The organism is Roseivivax halotolerans, assembly GCF_900115815.1.
GTDB lineage: Bacteria > Pseudomonadota > Alphaproteobacteria > Rhodobacterales > Rhodobacteraceae > Roseivivax > Roseivivax halotolerans.
In genome coordinates this window covers 1-16,549 of sequence record NZ_FOXV01000001.1, presented here as the reverse complement: position 1 = coordinate 16,549, position 16,549 = coordinate 1, and the positions used below count along the sequence as shown (strand labels likewise).

The 16,549-nt window shown below is 64.8% G+C and carries 17 protein-coding genes; 11 read left to right on the top strand and 6 right to left on the bottom strand.

The window, feature by feature from the left end:
• Positions 1-20: 20 nt before the first annotated feature.
• The 4 genes from tilS (at position 21) to BM171_RS00070 (ending at position 4,601) form a co-directional block, all read left to right on the top strand.
• Complete coding sequence (tilS, locus tag BM171_RS00085) at positions 21-1,241, top strand: tRNA lysidine(34) synthetase TilS (protein ID WP_093009235.1); 1,221 nt, start codon at positions 21-23, stop codon at positions 1,239-1,241.
• A 77-nt stretch (positions 1,242-1,318) separates the two neighbouring features.
• Entirely contained in the window at positions 1,319-3,232 is a 1,914-nt protein-coding gene (gene ftsH / locus BM171_RS00080; protein WP_093008776.1) for an ATP-dependent zinc metalloprotease FtsH, read from the top strand.
• Positions 3,229-4,008 (top strand): methyltransferase domain-containing protein, encoded by a 780-nt coding sequence (locus BM171_RS00075; protein WP_093008775.1) that lies wholly within the window; start codon positions 3,229-3,231, stop codon positions 4,006-4,008. Before ftsH ends, BM171_RS00075 begins: the two co-directional genes overlap by 4 nt.
• A 5-nt stretch (positions 4,009-4,013) precedes the next feature.
• Positions 4,014-4,601 carry an MOSC domain-containing protein gene (locus BM171_RS00070; protein WP_093009234.1) on the top strand — a complete coding sequence of 196 codons (588 nt, stop codon included), beginning with the start codon at positions 4,014-4,016 and terminating at the stop codon, positions 4,599-4,601.
• A gap of 53 nt (positions 4,602-4,654) precedes the next feature.
• Here the strand turns inward: BM171_RS00070 and BM171_RS00065 are convergent, their stop codons facing one another.
• A complete protein-coding gene (locus BM171_RS00065) occupies positions 4,655-5,530 on the bottom strand; it encodes a 3-hydroxybutyryl-CoA dehydrogenase (RefSeq protein WP_093008774.1) in 876 nt (291 codons plus the stop codon).
• A 152-nt stretch (positions 5,531-5,682) separates the two neighbouring features.
• On the opposite strand from BM171_RS00065, the gene BM171_RS00060 reads away from it, so the two are divergent.
• Positions 5,683-6,507: a DUF6473 family protein gene (locus BM171_RS00060; protein ID WP_093008773.1), complete on the top strand. Its 825-nt coding sequence runs from the start codon at positions 5,683-5,685 to the stop codon at positions 6,505-6,507.
• 50 nt (positions 6,508-6,557) lie between these two features.
• On the opposite strand, the gene BM171_RS00055 is transcribed toward BM171_RS00060, so the two are convergent.
• The 5 genes from BM171_RS00055 to BM171_RS00035 all read right to left on the bottom strand — a co-directional run bounded on the left by BM171_RS00055 (position 6,558) and on the right by BM171_RS00035 (position 13,032).
• Positions 6,558-7,484, bottom strand: coding sequence for an electron transfer flavoprotein subunit alpha/FixB family protein (locus BM171_RS00055; RefSeq protein ID WP_093008772.1), 927 nt, complete (start codon positions 7,482-7,484; stop codon positions 6,558-6,560).
• Positions 7,484-8,242 (bottom strand): electron transfer flavoprotein subunit beta/FixA family protein, encoded by a 759-nt coding sequence (locus tag BM171_RS00050; protein WP_093008771.1) that lies wholly within the window; start codon positions 8,240-8,242, stop codon positions 7,484-7,486. The genes BM171_RS00055 and BM171_RS00050 overlap by 1 nt, the downstream gene beginning before the upstream one ends.
• Positions 8,243-8,412: 170 nt before the next feature.
• On the bottom strand, positions 8,413-9,534 hold the full coding sequence (locus tag BM171_RS00045; RefSeq protein WP_093008770.1) for a M48 family metallopeptidase: 1,122 nt from the start codon (positions 9,532-9,534) through the stop codon (positions 8,413-8,415).
• Complete coding sequence (locus BM171_RS00040; protein ID WP_425438924.1) at positions 9,531-10,790, bottom strand: DUF898 family protein; 1,260 nt, start codon at positions 10,788-10,790, stop codon at positions 9,531-9,533. Before BM171_RS00040 ends, BM171_RS00045 begins: the two co-directional genes overlap by 4 nt.
• Positions 10,711-13,032: a DNA topoisomerase IV subunit A gene (locus BM171_RS00035; RefSeq protein WP_093008769.1), complete on the bottom strand. Its 2,322-nt coding sequence runs from the start codon at positions 13,030-13,032 to the stop codon at positions 10,711-10,713. Before BM171_RS00035 ends, BM171_RS00040 begins: the two co-directional genes overlap by 80 nt.
• A 161-nt stretch (positions 13,033-13,193) precedes the next feature.
• On the opposite strand from BM171_RS00035, the gene BM171_RS00030 reads away from it, so the two are divergent.
• From BM171_RS00030 to BM171_RS00005, 6 genes are all read left to right on the top strand, one after another.
• Positions 13,194-13,781 (top strand): SH3 domain-containing protein, encoded by a 588-nt coding sequence (locus tag BM171_RS00030; protein ID WP_093008768.1) that lies wholly within the window; start codon positions 13,194-13,196, stop codon positions 13,779-13,781.
• 37 nt (positions 13,782-13,818) lie between these two features.
• The gene (locus BM171_RS00025) at positions 13,819-14,652 is read left to right on the top strand and encodes an SDR family NAD(P)-dependent oxidoreductase (protein ID WP_093008767.1); all 834 of its coding nucleotides are present in this window, start codon (positions 13,819-13,821) and stop codon (positions 14,650-14,652) included.
• Between the two features lie 84 nt (positions 14,653-14,736).
• Entirely contained in the window at positions 14,737-14,940 is a 204-nt protein-coding gene (locus BM171_RS00020; RefSeq protein WP_093008766.1) for a twin transmembrane helix small protein, read from the top strand.
• Positions 14,941-14,943: 3 nt separating this feature from the next.
• Positions 14,944-15,516, top strand: coding sequence for a cob(I)yrinic acid a,c-diamide adenosyltransferase (locus BM171_RS00015; RefSeq protein ID WP_093008765.1), 573 nt, complete (start codon positions 14,944-14,946; stop codon positions 15,514-15,516).
• Positions 15,517-15,624: 108 nt separating this feature from the next.
• Positions 15,625-16,317, top strand: a complete 693-nt coding sequence (locus BM171_RS00010) for a hypothetical protein (protein WP_342741983.1) — start codon at positions 15,625-15,627, stop codon at positions 16,315-16,317.
• A gap of 98 nt (positions 16,318-16,415) precedes the next feature.
• Positions 16,416-16,549: GTP-binding protein (locus BM171_RS00005; RefSeq protein WP_245760162.1), on the top strand; the 134-nt coding region annotated here is incomplete at its 3' end.

The window sequence follows — 16,549 nt, the reverse complement described above, 5'->3', positions numbered from 1 at the left end:
ACGATAGGTTCGCCGCGGCGATGGGGCAGCTCCTCGGGCCGGATTTCCCGAGCGAGATCGGGCTCGCCGTCTCTGGCGGTGGCGACAGCATGGCGATGCTTTCGCTCGCGCATAATTGGACGCGGGCCTGGGGCGTGGGCCTTCGGGTCGTCACCGTCGATCATGGCCTGAGGCCGGGCTCCGCCGACGAAGCCCGCCTCGTTGCCGAGGAATGTCGGGTTCTGGGCTGGCCGCACGATGTGCTGACATGGAAAGGCTGGGACGGGCAGGGCAACCTTCAGGACGCCGCCCGCCGTGCGCGGCTTTCCTTGATCGATGCCTGGCGCGGCGGAATGCGTGATGTCCTGTTCGCCCATACGGCTGACGACCAGGCCGAGACGATCCTGATGCGCCTCAGGCGCGGATCCGGTGTCGAGGGACTCTCGGGCATGGCGATGGTCCGCCAGGCGAGCGACATGCGAATCTTGCGCCCTCTCCTGAACGAGCGCCGGGAGACCCTGCGCTTCCATTTGCGCGTGCTGAGGATGCCTTTCGCGGACGATCCTTCCAACGATGACGATCGCTTCGAGCGGGTGCGCCTCAGGAGGCTGCTGATGGCGCTCGACGAGGAAGGACTTGGCGTGGAGGCGCTGACGCGGACGGCGGCGCGGATGCAGCGCGCGCGTGCCGCGCTCCGGGCGCGGACAGCGGAGGTGGCGAGCCGCATCGCGACGGAGGAGTGGGGGCAGGTCGTGATCGCGCGCGACGGCTTCGCCGACATCGAACGGGACACGCAGATGCGGCTTCTCGCCGCCGCGCTCCAATTTGTCGCGGGCTCGGAATATCGCCCGCGCACCGAAGCTCTCGAAGCGCTTCTGGACTCGTGCCTCGGCGGGAGGGGCGGCACGCTCGGCGGGGCGCTTTTGCGGATCGATGGTGCGGTACTGCGTATCCAGCGCGAGCCAGCCCGGCTCGAGAGTCTCGCGACGCGCGTCGGGGACGGTGCGCTCTGGGATGGGCGATGGCAGGTGGAAAGCGTGGATTTGCAAGGGTTTGAGGTGCGCGCGCTCGGCTCGCTCGGATGGTCGCAGGTTCCCGACAAGCCGGAACACGGCCCGCGCTTCCACGACGCGCTGACGCTGCCTGCGATCTTCGACGAGAGCCGGCTTGTCGCCTGTGCCGCCCTGTCCTTCGGACCGGCACATGTCTGCCGCGCCATTGCCCCGGCTCACAGCTTCGCCGCCTTCATCTCGGCGCATTGAACGAATAGGCGACATGCCTATGTTACACGCAACGCGGCTGTGATAGAGCCGCGCCAAGGTTTCGTGGGAGATTATCCTTGAACAACGCGCGCAATATCGCCTTCTGGGTCGTGCTATTCTTGCTCGTCCTGGCGCTCTTCAACCTCTTCTCGGGAGGCAATTCCACGCTTCAAAGCCGGGAATCGACCTATACCGAATTCGTGCAGGCGGTTGAGGACAACTCGGTCTCGTCGGTTACGATCGACGGCGAACAGGTGCGCTACCGCACGTCGGACGGCACCGATCACGTCACGATCAAGCCCGAAGATGCAGAGGTCACGAACCTGCTTGTCGACAACAACGTGCCGGTGCGCGCGGAGCCTCAGGAGCAATCGGGCTTCCAGTCCTTCCTGATCTCGCTCCTGCCGTTCCTGCTGCTGATCGGTGTCTGGATCTACTTCATGAACCGGATGCAGGGTGGTGGCCGCGGCGGCGCGATGGGCTTCGGCAAGTCCAAGGCAAAGCTCCTGACTGAAAAGCATGGCCGCGTGACCTTCGACGAAGTCGCGGGCATCGACGAGGCCAAGGAAGAACTCGAGGAAATCGTCGAGTTTCTCCGCAACCCGCAGAAATTCTCGCGTCTTGGCGGCAAGATCCCGAAAGGCGCCCTGCTTGTCGGTCCTCCGGGCACGGGTAAGACTCTGCTGGCGCGCGCCATCGCGGGCGAGGCAGGCGTGCCCTTCTTCACCATCTCGGGCTCCGACTTCGTCGAGATGTTCGTCGGGGTGGGTGCGTCCCGCGTGCGCGACATGTTCGAGCAGGCCAAGAAGAACGCGCCCTGCATCGTCTTCATCGACGAGATCGACGCGGTCGGCCGCAACCGGGGCTCCGGCTACGGTGGCGGCAACGATGAGCGCGAGCAGACGCTGAACCAGCTTCTGGTGGAGATGGACGGTTTCGAGAGCAATGAGGGTGTCATCATCATCGCGGCGACGAACCGCCGTGACGTTCTCGACCCCGCGCTTCTGCGTCCCGGCCGCTTCGACCGCCAGGTGACGGTGCCCAATCCCGACCTCAAGGGCCGGGAGAAGATCCTCGGCGTTCATGCCCGCAAGACACCGCTGGGGCCGGACGTGGATCTGCGGATCATCGCGCGCGGCACGCCCGGTTTCTCCGGCGCGGATCTTGCAAACCTCGTGAACGAGGCGGCGCTCATGGCGGCGCGCGTCGGTCGCCGCTTCATCACGATGGTCGATTTCGAGAACGCCAAGGACAAGGTGATGATGGGTGCCGAGCGCCGCTCCATGGTCCTCACCGCCGACCAGAAGGAAAAGACCGCCTATCACGAGGCCGGTCACGCCATCGTCGGCCTGACGCTTCCGCAATGCGATCCGGTCTACAAGGCGACGATCATCCCGCGTGGCGGCGCTCTGGGCATGGTGGTTTCGCTGCCCGAGATCGACCGGCTGAACTGGCACAAGTCTGAATGCGAGGAAAAGCTCGCCATGACGATGGCCGGCAAGGCGGCCGAGATCATCAAGTATGGTGACGGCAACGTCTCGAACGGCCCGGCCGGGGACATCCAGCAAGCCTCCGCGCTTGCACGCGCGATGGTCCTGCGCTGGGGCATGTCGGACAAGGTCGGCAATATCGACTACGCAGAAGCCCACGAGGGTTACCAAGGTAACACTGCCGGTCTGTCGGTGTCCGCCCATACCAAGGAACTGATCGAGGACGAGGTCCGGCGCTTCATCCACGAAGCCTATGAACGGGCGTACCAGATCCTGACCGACCGCAAGGAAGAATGGCAGCGTCTTGCAGAGGGTCTTCTCGAATACGAGACGCTGACCGGCGAAGAGATCCAGCGCGTCATCAAGGGTGAGCCGCCGCACAAGGGTGACGACGAAGGCGGCGCGGCCGCTCAGGAGGACAAACCCTCGGTCACGGCGATCCCGAAGACCAAACCCAAGGCCAAGCCCTCGGGCGATCTGGAACCCGAACCCTCTGCATGAACGCGCCACGCGATACAGGCGATTGGGACCCCGGAACCTACCACAGGTTTCGGGGTCTGCGTTTGCGACCCGCCCTAGACCTTCTGCGCTCCGTCGGGCCGTTGCCCGAGGGCGACGTGATCGACCTCGGCTGTGGATCGGGGGCCGTGGGTCCCGCGCTGGGTCAATTGCGACGCCGCGTGATTGGGGTCGACACGAGTCCGGCCATGCTCGATCATGCGCAACGCACGGGCTGTTACGCCGTGACCGAGAAAATGGATCTGGCGGAATGGCAGCCGGAGACGCCGCCCGCGATGATCTTCGCCAATGCCGTCCTGCACTGGGTGCGGGATCACGACACTCTGATGCACCGGCTCGCCAGCCAGCTCGCGCCGGGTGGCGTGCTGGCGGTACAGTTGCCGAACCAGAATCGCGCGCCGTCGCATAGGCTCTGGCTGCAGATCGCGGACGAGATGTTCCCTGACCGGATCGACCATGACCGGCTTCCCTCGATCATGCTGCCCGCCGAATACCACCGCCTCCTGCGGCCTCTCGGGCAAGTGACGATCTGGGAGACGGAATATTACCAGGAGCTTGCGCCTGACGCCGAAGGCCATCCGGTCCGCCGCTTCACCGAGGCGACATACGCACGGCCGATCCTTTCGGCCCTGTCCAAGGAAGAGCGCACACAGCTCATCACCGCCTATGAGAGCGCGATCAGCAAGGCCTATCCCGAAAGCGCACGCGGCACCGTGCTGTTCCCCTTCCGCCGCCTGTTCCTGACGCTCGAGGTCTGATGGCGATGCCCGCGCTTGCACCCACCGATTTTTCCGCGCGGATCGTCTGGCTCGGGCGTGTCACGTCCGAAACACAACGCATCCGTTCGGAGCCCAACACCGAGATCGCGCTCGATTGGGACGGGATACCCGGCGACACCCATTCGGGGCTCAACCGGCCGTCCTGTTCGCGCCTTCTGTCGCAATACGCGCGCGGCACAGAGATCCGGAACGTGCGGCAGCTCGCTATCATGTCCGAAGAAGAAGTGGCCGAGATCGCGCAGGAGATGGGGCTTGAGTCCTTACAGCCCGAATGGCTCGGTGCATCGCTCGTTGTGTCCGGTCTGCCCGATTTCTCGCATCTGCCGCCGTCGTCCCGGCTGCAGCTCGAGGATGGCGGTATGCTGGTCGTCGACATGCAAAACCGCCCCTGTCAGCTTCCCGCGCGCGAAATTGCAGAGGATCATCCGGGCGAGGCCAAGAGGTTCCAGGCTGCGGCGAAGGGTCGGCGCGGCGTGACAGCCTGGGTGGAGCGGCCAGGCGTGCTCCGGCTCGGTGAGAGCCTGCGCCTGCATGTGCCGGACCAGCGGCCTTGGGCGGGCCGCGCGACGTAGGGCGCGCGGCGAAGGTGGAGCGATCCTCGGGGCGAGCTTGAGGACGACGGTCTTTACCGTGTCGGCACGGGCTCGTCGCCGCGATAATCGTAGAAGCCGCGCTTCGTCTTCCGGCCGAGCCAGCCCGCCTCGACGTATTTCGACAGAAGCGGGCAGGGGCGGTACTTCGTATCCCCGAGCCCGTCATGCAGCACGTTCATGATCGCAAGGCAGGTATCGAGCCCGATGAAATCAGCAAGCTCGAGCGGGCCCATCGGATGGTTCGCGCCGAGCTTCATCGCCTCGTCGATGGAGCGGACGTTTCCGACGCCTTCCAGAAGCGTGTAGCAGGCTTCGTTGATCATCGGCATCAGGATGCGATTGACGATGAAGGCGGGGAAGTCCTCGGCGCTGGCGGCCGTCTTGCCGAGCTTGTCGACCACGGCCAGGCAAGCCTCGTAGGTTTCCTGATCGGTGGCGATTCCGCGAATGAGCTCCACGAGGCTCATGACCGGCACCGGGTTCATGAAGTGGAAGCCCATGAAGCGTTCCGGCCGGTCCGTCTTCGATGCGAGCCGCGTGATCGAGATGGAGGACGTGTTCGAGGTCAGGATCGTCTCCGGCTTGAGCGATGGCACGAGCGTTTCGAAGATCTTGTTCTTCACCTCCTCGCGCTCGGTCGCGGCCTCGATCACGAGATCGGTCTCTCCGAGATCGGTGAGGGTTTCGGTCGTGCGGATCCGCGCCATCGCCGCGTCGCGGTCTTCGGCGGCGATCTTCTCGCGGCTGACCTGCCGGTCGAGATTCTTGCGGATCGTCGCGACTGCCTTTTCCAGCGCCTCGCCACTGATATCGTTCAGAAGGACGTCATATCCAGCCACGGCCATGACATGCGCGATGCCGTTGCCCATCTGACCCGCGCCCACGACGCCGACACTCTTGATTTCCATGGACTGCCTTTCCCTCTGACCGGTGGAAGCTTGGCCCCGTCTCGCCCGGATCACAAGGGCGGTGCAACCGGGATTCGCGCGCATTCGAGCTTTAACCGATCCGCAAGGGAATCGGCGCAGCCTGCGTATCGGGTGAGAAATGGGTGTGAGATATGTATGCCACCGAGATTCGGGGTGGGCTGGACTATGCCCCGTGCCGTTATGGCAAAAGCCGCGTGACCTGCAGAGGGCCGAAAGCGCCGGAGACGGGCTATATCGCCTGCCTCGGCGGTACGGAAACATTCGGGCGCTTCGTACCCGATCCTTGGCCCGTGCTTCTTGGTGACGGTCTTGAACGGCCGATCGCGAATTTCGGGCAGATCAATGCCGGGCTCGATCTATACCTGAACGATGCTGTCATTGCTGGGCTCGCAGCCTCGGCGGATGCGGCGGTCCTGCAGGTGATGGGCGCGGCGAACATGTCCAACCGGTTCTATTCGGTGCATCCGCGCCGGAACGATCGCTTCGTGAAAGCCTCCGATACCTTGCAGCGCCTTTATCCGGAGGTGGATTTCAGCCAGATCAGCTTTGTCGGCGCGCTCATCGCCACCTTGATCGAGGCGGATGCGGAGCGGTTCGGCTTCGTGATGCACGAGGTTCAGACTGCCTGGGTCGCGCGGATGAAGAAGCTGCTCGACAGCCTCAGTGGGCCTGCATGGCTCTTGTGGATGGGCACGGCGCCGCCGCCCGACGCGATGCCGCTCGACTACGGGATCGGGCGTGAGCCTGCATTCATCACGCGCGACATGCTGGATGCGCTGAAGCGGCGAATCCGGGGCTGCATCGAGGTCGTCGAGCCGTCCGATCACGCGTCGACCGAGGGTATGGTGTTCTCTGAATTCGACGCGGTGATCGCGCGGCAGATGCTCGGCGTGGCGGCGCATGAGCGCGCGGCAGACGCGCTGAGCGCGGCCATGAGCGAGACGGTCTCGCAATGAAAAAGGCCCGCCAGGTTAGGCGGGCCTTCGAGCTTGAGTGATCGCGCGGATCAAAGCTTCTCGGTCAGTTCCGGCACGACATCGAAGAGATCGCCGACGAGGCCATAATCGGCCACCTGGAAAATCGGCGCTTCTTCGTCCTTGTTGATCGCGACGATGACCTTGCTGTCCTTCATACCCGCAAGGTGCTGGATCGCCCCCGAAATGCCGACCGCGATATAGAGATCGGGCGCAACGACCTTACCGGTCTGGCCGACCTGCCAGTCGTTCGGGGCAAAGCCCGAGTCGACCGCGGCCCGCGATGCGCCGACCGCCGCGCCGAGCTTGTCGGCGAGCTTCTCGACGATCGCAAAATTCTCTTCGGAGCCGACGCCGCGGCCCCCAGAGACGACGATACCTGCCGAGGTAAGCTCGGGGCGGTCGCTTTCGGCAACCTTGTCCTTGACCCACTCGGACAGCGCCGGATCGTCCGCTTTCGCCACATCCTCGACGGGCGCGGCGGATTGCTCGCCGGCGGCATCGAAGGTCGACGTGCGGATCGTCAGCACTTTCTTGGCGTCCTTGGATTTCACCGTCTGCACCGCGTTGCCGGCGTAGATCGGGCGTTCAAAGGTGTCGGCATCGACAACACCGGTCACGTCCGTCAGCACCATCACGTCCAGCAGCGCCGCAACGCGCGGCAGAATGTTCTTGGCATCCGTGGTCGCGGGGGCGGCGATGTGGTCGTAATCGCCCGCGAGCGAGACGATGAGCGCCGCGACGGGCTCGGCGAGACGGTGACCATAGAGGTCATCCTCGGCGACAAGCACCTTGGCGACGCCCTCGATCTTGGCGGCTTCTTCGGCGGCTGCTTTGGCCGACGCACCGACCGCGAGAAGCGTCACGTCTCCCAGATCCTTGGCAGCGGTGACGGCTTTCGAGGTCGCGTCGAGCGACAGCGTGCCGTCGTTGATTTCAGCAAGCAGAAGAACGGCCATTACACGACCCCCTTGTCTTTCAGCTTCGTCACGAGTTCGTCGACCGAACCCACCATTTCGCCCGCGGCGCGCTCCGGCGGCTCCGAGGTCTTTACGACCTCGAGGCGAGGCGCAGCATCGACGCCGTAATCCTCGGGCGTCTTCTCCTCGAGCGGCTTCTTCTTCGCCTTCATGATGTTCGGAAGCGACGCATAGCGCGGCTCGTTGAGGCGCAGGTCGGTGGTGACGATCGCGGGCAGCTTGACCTTGATGGTCTGCAGGCCGCCATCGACCTCACGCGCGACCGTGGCGTGATCGCCGTCGATCTCGAGCGAGTTGGCATTGGTCGCCTGCGCCCAGCCGGTGAGCGCGGCCAGCATCTGGCCTGTCGCGTTCAGATCGTTATCGATCGCCTGTTTGCCGCAGATCACGAGGCCGGGCTCTTCTTCCTCGATCACCTTGGCGAGGATCTTGGCGACGGTCAGCGGCTCGATGTCGTTGTGAACGTCGTCGGTCGCGGTGACGAGGATCGCGCGGTCCGCGCCCATCGCGAGACCGGTCCGCAGCGTCTCCTGCGCCTGCTTGACGCCGATGGAGACGACGATCACCTCTTCGGCGGTTCCGGCTTCCTTGAGGCGGATTGCCTCCTCGACGGCGATTTCGTCGAACGGGTTCATCGACATCTTGACGTTGGCGAGATCGACACCCGATCCGTCCGCTTTGACGCGAACCTTCACGTTGTAGTCGATCACACGTTTGACAGGCACGAGTACCTTCATCGGCGTGAAACTCCCTTGGTGACGGCATGGACGAGCCCATGCCCTGTGACTTCCCGGTGAGAGATAGCGCCTCGTGACGCGCTCTGACAGGGGGAAATCGACACATCGGTGCCGCTGAACGTCGCGTTTTTAGCCGAAATGGCCCTGTTTCGTTGCACTCCGCGCAAGGTTCAGTCGCAGATGCGCTTGAGATCGCGGAACGCATCGGGACTCAACAGGGGGCGTGGTTCGAACCCGTCCGGCGTGGCCTCGTCCGCGGCCACGATGCGGTCGTCGAGCTCTGGATGGGACATGAAATGAGACATGATCCGGGGCGGCTCACCGCCCATTTCGCGAAAGCGCTCGAACATCGCGCCAAGCGCGTCGGGCGCGATCCCGGCATTGGCGAGCATGTCGTGAGCATAGGCATCCGCGCCGATCTCGGCGGCCTGGCTGTATTGGGCCTCGATCAACTGATTGGCGAGGAACAACACGGCCGCGCCACCGGCAAAATCGCCGAAGATCAGCCCCAGAACCCCGATTGAGCCTGCCGAGCGCAAGGCGTGCCGCGTCGGGTCTCGACTGACCACGTGCCCGACTTCATGGGCGAGGACGGCGGCAATCTCCTCGGCACTGCCCGCTTCCTCGATCAGACCTCGGAAGAGAACGACGAAACCGCCGGGCAAGGCAAAGGCATTGACCATCTCGTGGTCGAGAACATGCACCGACAGCTCCTGCGGCAGTTCGGCCCCTTCGGCCAGACGGTCCCGGATCGTGTTCAGCGCCGCCAGCCCGGCCGGATCGTCGCAGAAGGCGACCGGCCCCGCGGCGCCCGGATCGAGCGCACCGCGGATCTGTTCGAGCGTCACTTCGCCCAGTGCCCGCTCGCCTTCAGGCGGGATGAACCGGGCGAGCTGATCGGCCATGAGCGGCACCAGCCCGAAGATGATGAGCGCGACCGACGCGAGAGCGGCCACCGCCCAGCCCGCGATGCGGCCGCGATTGGTCACCGGCGCCCGGCGGTGGCGATAGGGCAGGCGCGAGGCAAGACTCTGGTCGGGCAGGACGAGCCGCGTCACCGGATCGTCCTTCAGACGCAGTACCATGATGTCGCCGCCCGCCTGGTCGGGCACCTGGCGGATGTCTCGGAACGGCCAGGACAGGCGTGGTCCTGCGCCGTCGATCCAGAGCGCCTGCGCGGGTTCGTCGATGCCGAGCTGAACGGCGCGCGGCTCTGGCGTGATGCCGTCGAAGAACGTCGCCTCGCTGCGCCAGCTGTCAGGTGTCGGGCCGACCCGGAGGATCGTGCTCATAGCGATGCCCCCACATCGAGCGCCTCGGCAAAGCCTTCGGCCTGCTCCGCGTCGTCGCGCGGGCGCTGACGCAGCGCGCTCAGGTCATCGGCGTTCAGGATGGCGAGGTTGAGCGCGAAATGCCGCATCGTCGGCATGGTGACGAAGACATGGGTGAAGGCGGACCACATCAGGAAGATGGTGAAATAGAGCGCGAGCGAAATCGCCACCAGCGCCACGCGCGGCACAGCCCCAAGTTCCGGGATTGGGGCGTCGATATCCATCTCGGCCAGCAATTCGAGAGATTGGACGCCGAGAAGCGCGATGCCAAGTACGCTGAACGGTATCAGAAGGATCGCGACCGTCGCGGCGTATCCCAGACCCTGGATCACCAGAACGCGCATGGCGCTCGGATCGAAGGCGAGGCGCATATCGCCAAGCCGTTTCGTTTCGGTCAGAAGGCGCAGGCTCTCGATCCTGTAGAAGACGAGGCCGTAGAGTCCCGACGCAAATGCCGCTGCTGCCAGCGGTGCGCCGAGTTGCGCGTCCGAGGCGAACGCCGCTGCCGCACAAAGTGCCAGCGCCAGCGCGACCGCGATCCAGCGCAGCGCGGGGTAAAGCATCGTCCAGCGCCCCTCCTGCACCATGCGGGCATTCCCGTAGAAGGTCCGGTCGGTCTTGTATTTCTCGAGCCAGAAGGTCATCCGCGGCCAGAGCAGGCCAAGGCTGAGGATCGTGAGCGTCCAGTGGGTGAGGGCGCGAAACGCATACCCCCATGCGCCGGGTTCGAGGCCGAAGCGCAGCCCCCGCCAGCGGGTGCGCGCGAGGACATAGCGGCGCGCGCGGTACTGCGCGTAGAACCAGAGCGGGATGACCCCGACGAGGCTCAGCGCATAGGCCGCGACGTTCCCCTGGAAGAGCGAGAAGCTCAGGAACATCAGGATCAGGTTCACGATGCCGATATAGAAGGCGAGGATCACCACCGCGATCAGGAAGCCGAGCAGTTTCTCCCACGGGTCGCCCACATATTCGAGCGGGTGCCCGCCCGGACGGATCGCCGACCAATACCAGCGGCGCAGGCGCGTCTTCATCCAGAAGCGATAGATGCCGAGCGTGAGGACGGTCAAAAGGCCGGTCTTGACCGCAAGCCAGAGCAGCGGGCCGCGCCGCCCGACGAAATCCGTCTTCAGCGCGCCGTCAGGTAAACTTGTTGTCTCTCGGGAAGCCGCGCGGCGCCATGCGCCCGGCGCTGGCGCGCTTGGCGATCCACTCGTCAAGCTCGGGCCGCTCGACGGTGCGGGTGCGTCCGGCGGGGTCGCGCCATGCGAGGCCTTCCCCCAGGGTGAAGGTCTTGGCATCCGACAATCCCCCGTCCTTGTATTTCTGGAGCCTGACGCCCTTGCCGCGTCCCATTTCCGGAAGCTCGTCCAGCGGGAAGACGAGAACCTTGCGGTTCTCGCCGACGACGGCGACGGCGTCGCCCTCGACGGGTCGGACGATCCGCGCTGCGACATCGCCGCGCACGTTCAGCACCTGCTTGCCGGCGCGGGTCTGCGCGACCACCTCGTCCTCGGGGACCACGAACCCATCGCCCGCCGACGAGGCCACCAACAGTTTCCGCCCCGGCTTGTGGACGAGAATATCGAGGATCTCGGCTTCGTTCGGCAGATCGACCTGCAGGCGCAGCGGCTCACCCATGCCGCGACCGCCGGGCAGGGCAGAGGCCTGCATCGTGTAGAAGCGCCCGTTGGAGGCCGCGACCAGAAGCCGGTCGGTGGTCTCGGCATGGAAGGTGAAGCGCGGCCCGTCGCCATCCTTGAACTTCAACTCGCGGGCGAGGTCGATATGGCCGGTCATCGCGCGGATCCAGCCCATCTGGGAGCAGACGACCGTGATCGGCTCGCGTTCGATCATCGCCTCGATGGGCACGTCCTCGACAGACGTCGCCTCGGCGAAATCGGTGCGCCGCGCGCCGCCGGGATAGTCCTTGCCGAACGCCTTCTTGGTCTCTTTCAGCTGGTCGGAAATGCGGGACCATTGCAGATCCTCGCTCTCGAGCAGGTCTTCGAGACCGGCGCGCTCTTCCATGAGGCGATCGCGCTCGGCGACCAGCTCCATCTCTTCGAGACGGCGGAGGGAGCGCAGGCGCATGTTGAGAATCGCCTCGGCCTGCACCTCGGTGAGGCCCAGCTCGTCTCCTTCGCTGCTCGGCGGTGGCGGCACATAGTCCTTCTCGGACGTGGCGCGCACGTGATCCTTGCCCCAGTCCTCGCGGCAGAGCGCGGCCTTGGGATCGTCGTCGTAGCGGATGATGTCGATCACGCGGTCGAGGTTCAGGAACGCGACGATCAGGCCTTCGAGCACCTCGAGACGGTGGTCGATCTTCTCCATCCGGTGCTGCGAGCGGCGGATCAGAACTTCACGGCGGAAATCGAGGAAGGCGCGCAGCACCTCCTTGAGCGAGCAGACCTGCGGCGTGACCCCGTCGATGAGCACGTTCATGTTCAGGCTGAACTTAACCTCGAGATCGGAATGCTTGAACAGCATCCCCATGAGGATCTCGGGCTCCACGTTCTTGGAGCGCGGCTCGAGAACCATTCGCACGTCTTCGGCGCTTTCGTCGCGGATATCGGCGAGGATCGGGACTTTCTTGGTCTGGATAAGCTCGGCCAGCCGCTCCACCAGCTTCGATTTCTGCACCTGGTAGGGGATCTCGGTCACGACGATCTGCCACTGGCCTCGGTCGAGCCGCTCGACGTTCCACTTGGCGCGCAGCCGGAAGGAGCCGCGACCGGTGCGATAGGCCTGCGCGATGCTTTCGGGCGGCTCCACGAGTGTGCCGCCGGTCGGGAAATCCGGCCCTGGAATGTAGTTGAGGAGCGTGTCGTCGCGCGCATCCGGCGTCTTGATGAGATGCAGGCAGGCATCCACCAGTTCGGAGATGTTGTGCGGCGGGATGTTCGTCGCCATGCCGACCGCGATGCCGCTCGCCCCGTTGGCCAGAAGATTCGGGAAGGAGGCGGGCAGGACAACGGGCTCGGTCAGGGTGCCGTCATAGTTCGCCCGGTAATCGACCGCGTTCTCGTTGAGCCCGTCGAGCAGCGCTTCGGCCACGACCGTCAGCCGCGCCTCGGTGTAGCGCGAGGCTGCCGGGTTGTCGCCGTCGATATTGCCGAAATTGCCCTGTCCGTCGACCAGGGGGTATCGCACCGCGAAATCCTGCGCGAGACGGGCCATCGCATCGTAGATCGCGGCATCGCCGTGCGGGTGATAATTGCCCATCACGTCGCCCGAGATCTTCGCGGATTTGCGGAATCCCCCGGTCGAGGACAGGCGCAGCTCCCGCATGGCAAAGAGGATCCGCCGGTGCACGGGCTTCAGCCCGTCGCGCGCATCGGGCAGCGCACGGTTCATGATCGTCGACAGCGCGTAGGTCAGATACCGCTCGCCGATCGCGCGCCGCAGCGGTTCGGCCACATCGCGAGGGTTCATATTGGGGTCGAGCGCGTCATCATCCATAGATCCGGTGATACCGCCGGGATCGGGCTGCGGCAAGCGACGAACCTGCTGCGATGAAACCTTTTGGCTTAGGCCCGAGTTGAGAATCGAGTAAGCTGAAACTTGCCGATGCTGCTGTCGGCTTTGTTTCAGAGTGATTCCTTTTCCGGGGGGTGGGCGCCATGCCCAAATTCATACTTTTGACATTCGGCTTTTTGGGCTGGGCGTATTTCGAGATGTCCGGCGGCACCGATTTCGAGCCGGGATGGTGGCTTGAAGCCGAGGCTGCGACCACGGCGCCGGGCGATGCTGTCGAGACCGAGGAGCTTGTCGCCCGCGCGGCCAGCGGCGCGGCAGAGCTGACGCAGGTCGCAGCGCCAGCGGATGACACGAGCACCGAGGGCGACAACATAGAGCTCGCCAGTCTCGAAACCTCGGTAACCGACGCCGCGCTGACGGCCGTCGCGACACGGCCCGAGCCGCGCACGCTCGGTCTCGACATCGCCCGCCGCGACCCCGAACGCGCCATCGCGCCCGAGACGGCGCGCACAGAAGATGCCGCGCCCGCGCCCGATCTGCGCGAGGTATCCGGAAGCCGCGTGAACCTGCGTCAGGGCCCGGGCACGCGCCATTCGGTGCTGACCCAGCTGACCGGCGGGACCGAGGTCGAAGTGCTGCGTCAGGAAGGCGGCTGGGTGAAGCTCCGTGTGGCCGAAACGAACCGCATCGGCTGGATGGCAGATTACCTCGTGACGGCTGCGGCTGAGTGACATTGCCAAAGCCGCTCTGCGCGGGCAGAACCGGCGCATGAGCGGCGGCAAGTCCATACTGATTACCGGATGTTCGAGCGGTATCGGGCGTGATGCGGCGCATCGCCTCCGGGATCTTGGGTGGCAGGTCTTCGCCAGCTGCCGCCGAGATGAGGATTGCGCCCGTCTCGAGGCTGAAGGATTTGTCACTCCGCGCCTCGATTACGAAGAGCCGGGGACTTTCTCATCCGCGCTTGCGCGTGTCTTCGAGGCGACCGGCGGAACGCTCGATGCGGTGTTCCACAACGGTGCCTACGCCATCCCAGCGCCGCTTGAGGACGTTCCCGCGGAGGCGATGGAGGCGATCTTCCGTGCCAATTTCCTCGGCTGGCACGGCCTCACCCGCGAGATCCTGCCCGCGATGCGCGCGGCGGGGCAGGGTCGCATCGTGCTCAATTCGTCGGTTCTCGGGCTTGTCGGCATGAAGTATCGCGGGGCCTATTGCGCGACCAAATTCGCGCTTGAAGGCTGGGCGGATGTGCTGCGCCTCGAGATGGCGCCGGAGAATATCCATGTCAGCCTGATCGAGCCCGGTCCGATCCGCACCGAGTTTCGCCAGAACGCCATTCGCCAGTTCGAGCGTTGGGTCGACTGGAAGGCGAGCCCCCGCGCCGATCAATATCGCGCAGAGCTTCTGGATCAGCTCTACCAGGGATCGGGCGGAAACCGTTTCGAGCTGCCCGCCTCGGCAGTCACGGAAAAGCTCGTCCATGCGTTGACCGCCCCGCGTCCCAGGCCGCGCTACTACGTCACCAAGCCGACGCACATCATGGGGGCCCTGCGCCGCGCGCTCCCGGCCCGCGCCCTTGACTGGGTGGTCGACAAGGGGTGATCTCCGCCAAGAAAGTGATGGATCACGTGGGCGCGTCACCTAGCTCATGGCCTCACAAGGGAACATTGCCGGAAAGGAGCCCCGATGCTCAACGATCCGCTTTTCATTGTCATGGCCGTGGTCATGCTCGCCGTCGTCGTCATCCTTCTCGTTGGGATCGGCGGCTTCGCCAAAGGCGGCGAGTTCAATCGCAAGCACGCCAACAAGGTGATGCGTCTGAGGATCGCGGCGCAGTTCGTGGCGGTGCTTCTGATCCTGTTGTTTGTCTGGGTTCGCAGGGGAGGCTGAACTGTGGTTGTTCTCAATCGTATCTACACCCGCACCGGCGATGCCGGGGAAACCGCGCTCGGTGACGGCACGCGGGTGGCCAAGCATTCACCGAGGGTCGCGGCCTACGGCACGGTCGACGAGCTGAACGCGGTCCTCGGTGTCGCGCGGCTTCATGCCGAGGATGACCTCGACGGACAGCTCGCGCGGATCCAGAACGATCTCTTCGACCTCGGGGCCGATCTCTGCCGACCGGACATGCACAAGGACGAGGAGGCGGAATATCCCGTCCTTCGCATGGTGCCCAGCCAAGTCGACCGGCTCGAGTCCGAGATCGACGCGATGAACAAGCGGCTCGAGCCACTGCGGAGCTTCATCCTTCCGGGCGGCTCGCCGCTTGCCGCGCATCTTCATCAGTGCCGGACGGTGGCGCGGCGGGCCGAGCGCAAGACCATCGAGCTTGCGGCGGTCGAAGGCGTGAACGAGGACGCGGTGAAATATCTCAACCGCCTGTCCGACTGGTTCTTCGTCGCCGCGCGCATCGCCAACGACGAAGGCCGCGCAGACGTGCTCTGGGTTCCGGGTGCGAACCGCTGAACGCGGCGAGGTCTTCTGAGTGAATTGCAAGCGGCGGCTCAGATTGCCCTGAGCCGCCGCTTATCGTAGGTGTCGTTGCGATCCGACCTTAAGGAAAGGCCGCTGCCCGTGAAGATCCTGCGCGCTCTTACTCTTCTCGCTTTCGCGTTCACGCTGTCTGCATGTGCCGACGGGGCCCGGGAACTCCGAAAGCCGGTCGAGCCGATCGGCAATTTCAAGATGGGCCACGGCATTGTCGTTGCGCCGAACATCGTCAAAGGGCCCGCCTCGCGCGATGCCTCGGACGAGGAATGGATCGAAACGCTCGACGCGGCGATCGAGGAGCGGTTCCGCCGCTACCAGGGCGATAACTTCTATCATCTCGGGATCTCGATCGAGGGCTACGTGCTGGCGCAGCCGGGCATCCCGCTGGTCTTCTCGCCGAAATCGGTGCTGATCGTGAATGTCACGGTCTTCGAGGACGCGACCGGCCAGAAGCTGAACGAGGAGGCCGAGCAGCTCACCGCGCTTGAGGCGCCCTCGGCTGAAACGGTGATCGGCTCCGGCGTAACGCAAAGCAAGGAAGAGCAGATGCGCAATCTCTCGGCCAATATCGCCTTGGTGATCGAGAACTGGATGCGCCGTCAGCAGCGAGAAGAGGGATGGTTCGGCGGTCCCGATGCAGGCCGGCCGATCGTTCCCGACGCCGAGGAGGCAGCCGAGGCGGAGGCTGCCGAGGCGCAGCCCGCCGCCTCCACGCCAGGATCGGCGAGCGTCTTCGATCCGACGCTCGAGCCCGAGATCACCACTCCGGGCGGCTGAGCCGAACATCGGCTTGATTTTCCTGTCGCGACTCAATATTTCGCCCGCGATGCAAACCGGGCCGCAGGCGGCCCCAGAAAGACGAGGCGTCTGACAAGATGGCAAAGGAAAAGTTCGACCGCTCGAAGCCGCACTGCAACATCGGCACGATCGGTCACGTTGACCACGGCAAGACCACGCTGACGGCTGCGATCACGAAGTATTTCGGCGACTTCCGCGCCTATGACCAGAT

Excerpts from the sequence above, each read along its gene's own strand:
- tilS (WP_093009235.1), top strand. The coding sequence starts at position 21 with ATGGGGCAGCTCCTCGGGCCGGATTTCCCGAGCGAGATCGGGCTCGCC.
- BM171_RS00075 (WP_093008775.1), top strand. The coding sequence starts at position 3,229 with ATGAACGCGCCACGCGATACAGGCGATTGGGACCCCGGAACCTACCAC.
- BM171_RS00070 (WP_093009234.1), top strand. The coding sequence starts at position 4,014 with ATGCCCGCGCTTGCACCCACCGATTTTTCCGCGCGGATCGTCTGGCTC.
- BM171_RS00065 (WP_093008774.1), bottom strand. The coding sequence starts at position 5,530 with ATGGAAATCAAGAGTGTCGGCGTCGTGGGCGCGGGTCAGATGGGCAAC.
- BM171_RS00060 (WP_093008773.1), top strand. The coding sequence starts at position 5,683 with ATGTATGCCACCGAGATTCGGGGTGGGCTGGACTATGCCCCGTGCCGT.
- BM171_RS00055 (WP_093008772.1), bottom strand. The coding sequence starts at position 7,484 with ATGGCCGTTCTTCTGCTTGCTGAAATCAACGACGGCACGCTGTCGCTC.
- BM171_RS00050 (WP_093008771.1), bottom strand. The coding sequence starts at position 8,242 with ATGAAGGTACTCGTGCCTGTCAAACGTGTGATCGACTACAACGTGAAG.
- BM171_RS00045 (WP_093008770.1), bottom strand. The coding sequence starts at position 9,534 with ATGAGCACGATCCTCCGGGTCGGCCCGACACCTGACAGCTGGCGCAGC.
- BM171_RS00035 (WP_093008769.1), bottom strand. The coding sequence starts at position 13,032 with ATGGATGATGACGCGCTCGACCCCAATATGAACCCTCGCGATGTGGCC.
- BM171_RS00030 (WP_093008768.1), top strand. The coding sequence starts at position 13,194 with ATGCCCAAATTCATACTTTTGACATTCGGCTTTTTGGGCTGGGCGTAT.
- BM171_RS00025 (WP_093008767.1), top strand. The coding sequence starts at position 13,819 with ATGAGCGGCGGCAAGTCCATACTGATTACCGGATGTTCGAGCGGTATC.
- BM171_RS00020 (WP_093008766.1), top strand. The coding sequence starts at position 14,737 with ATGCTCAACGATCCGCTTTTCATTGTCATGGCCGTGGTCATGCTCGCC.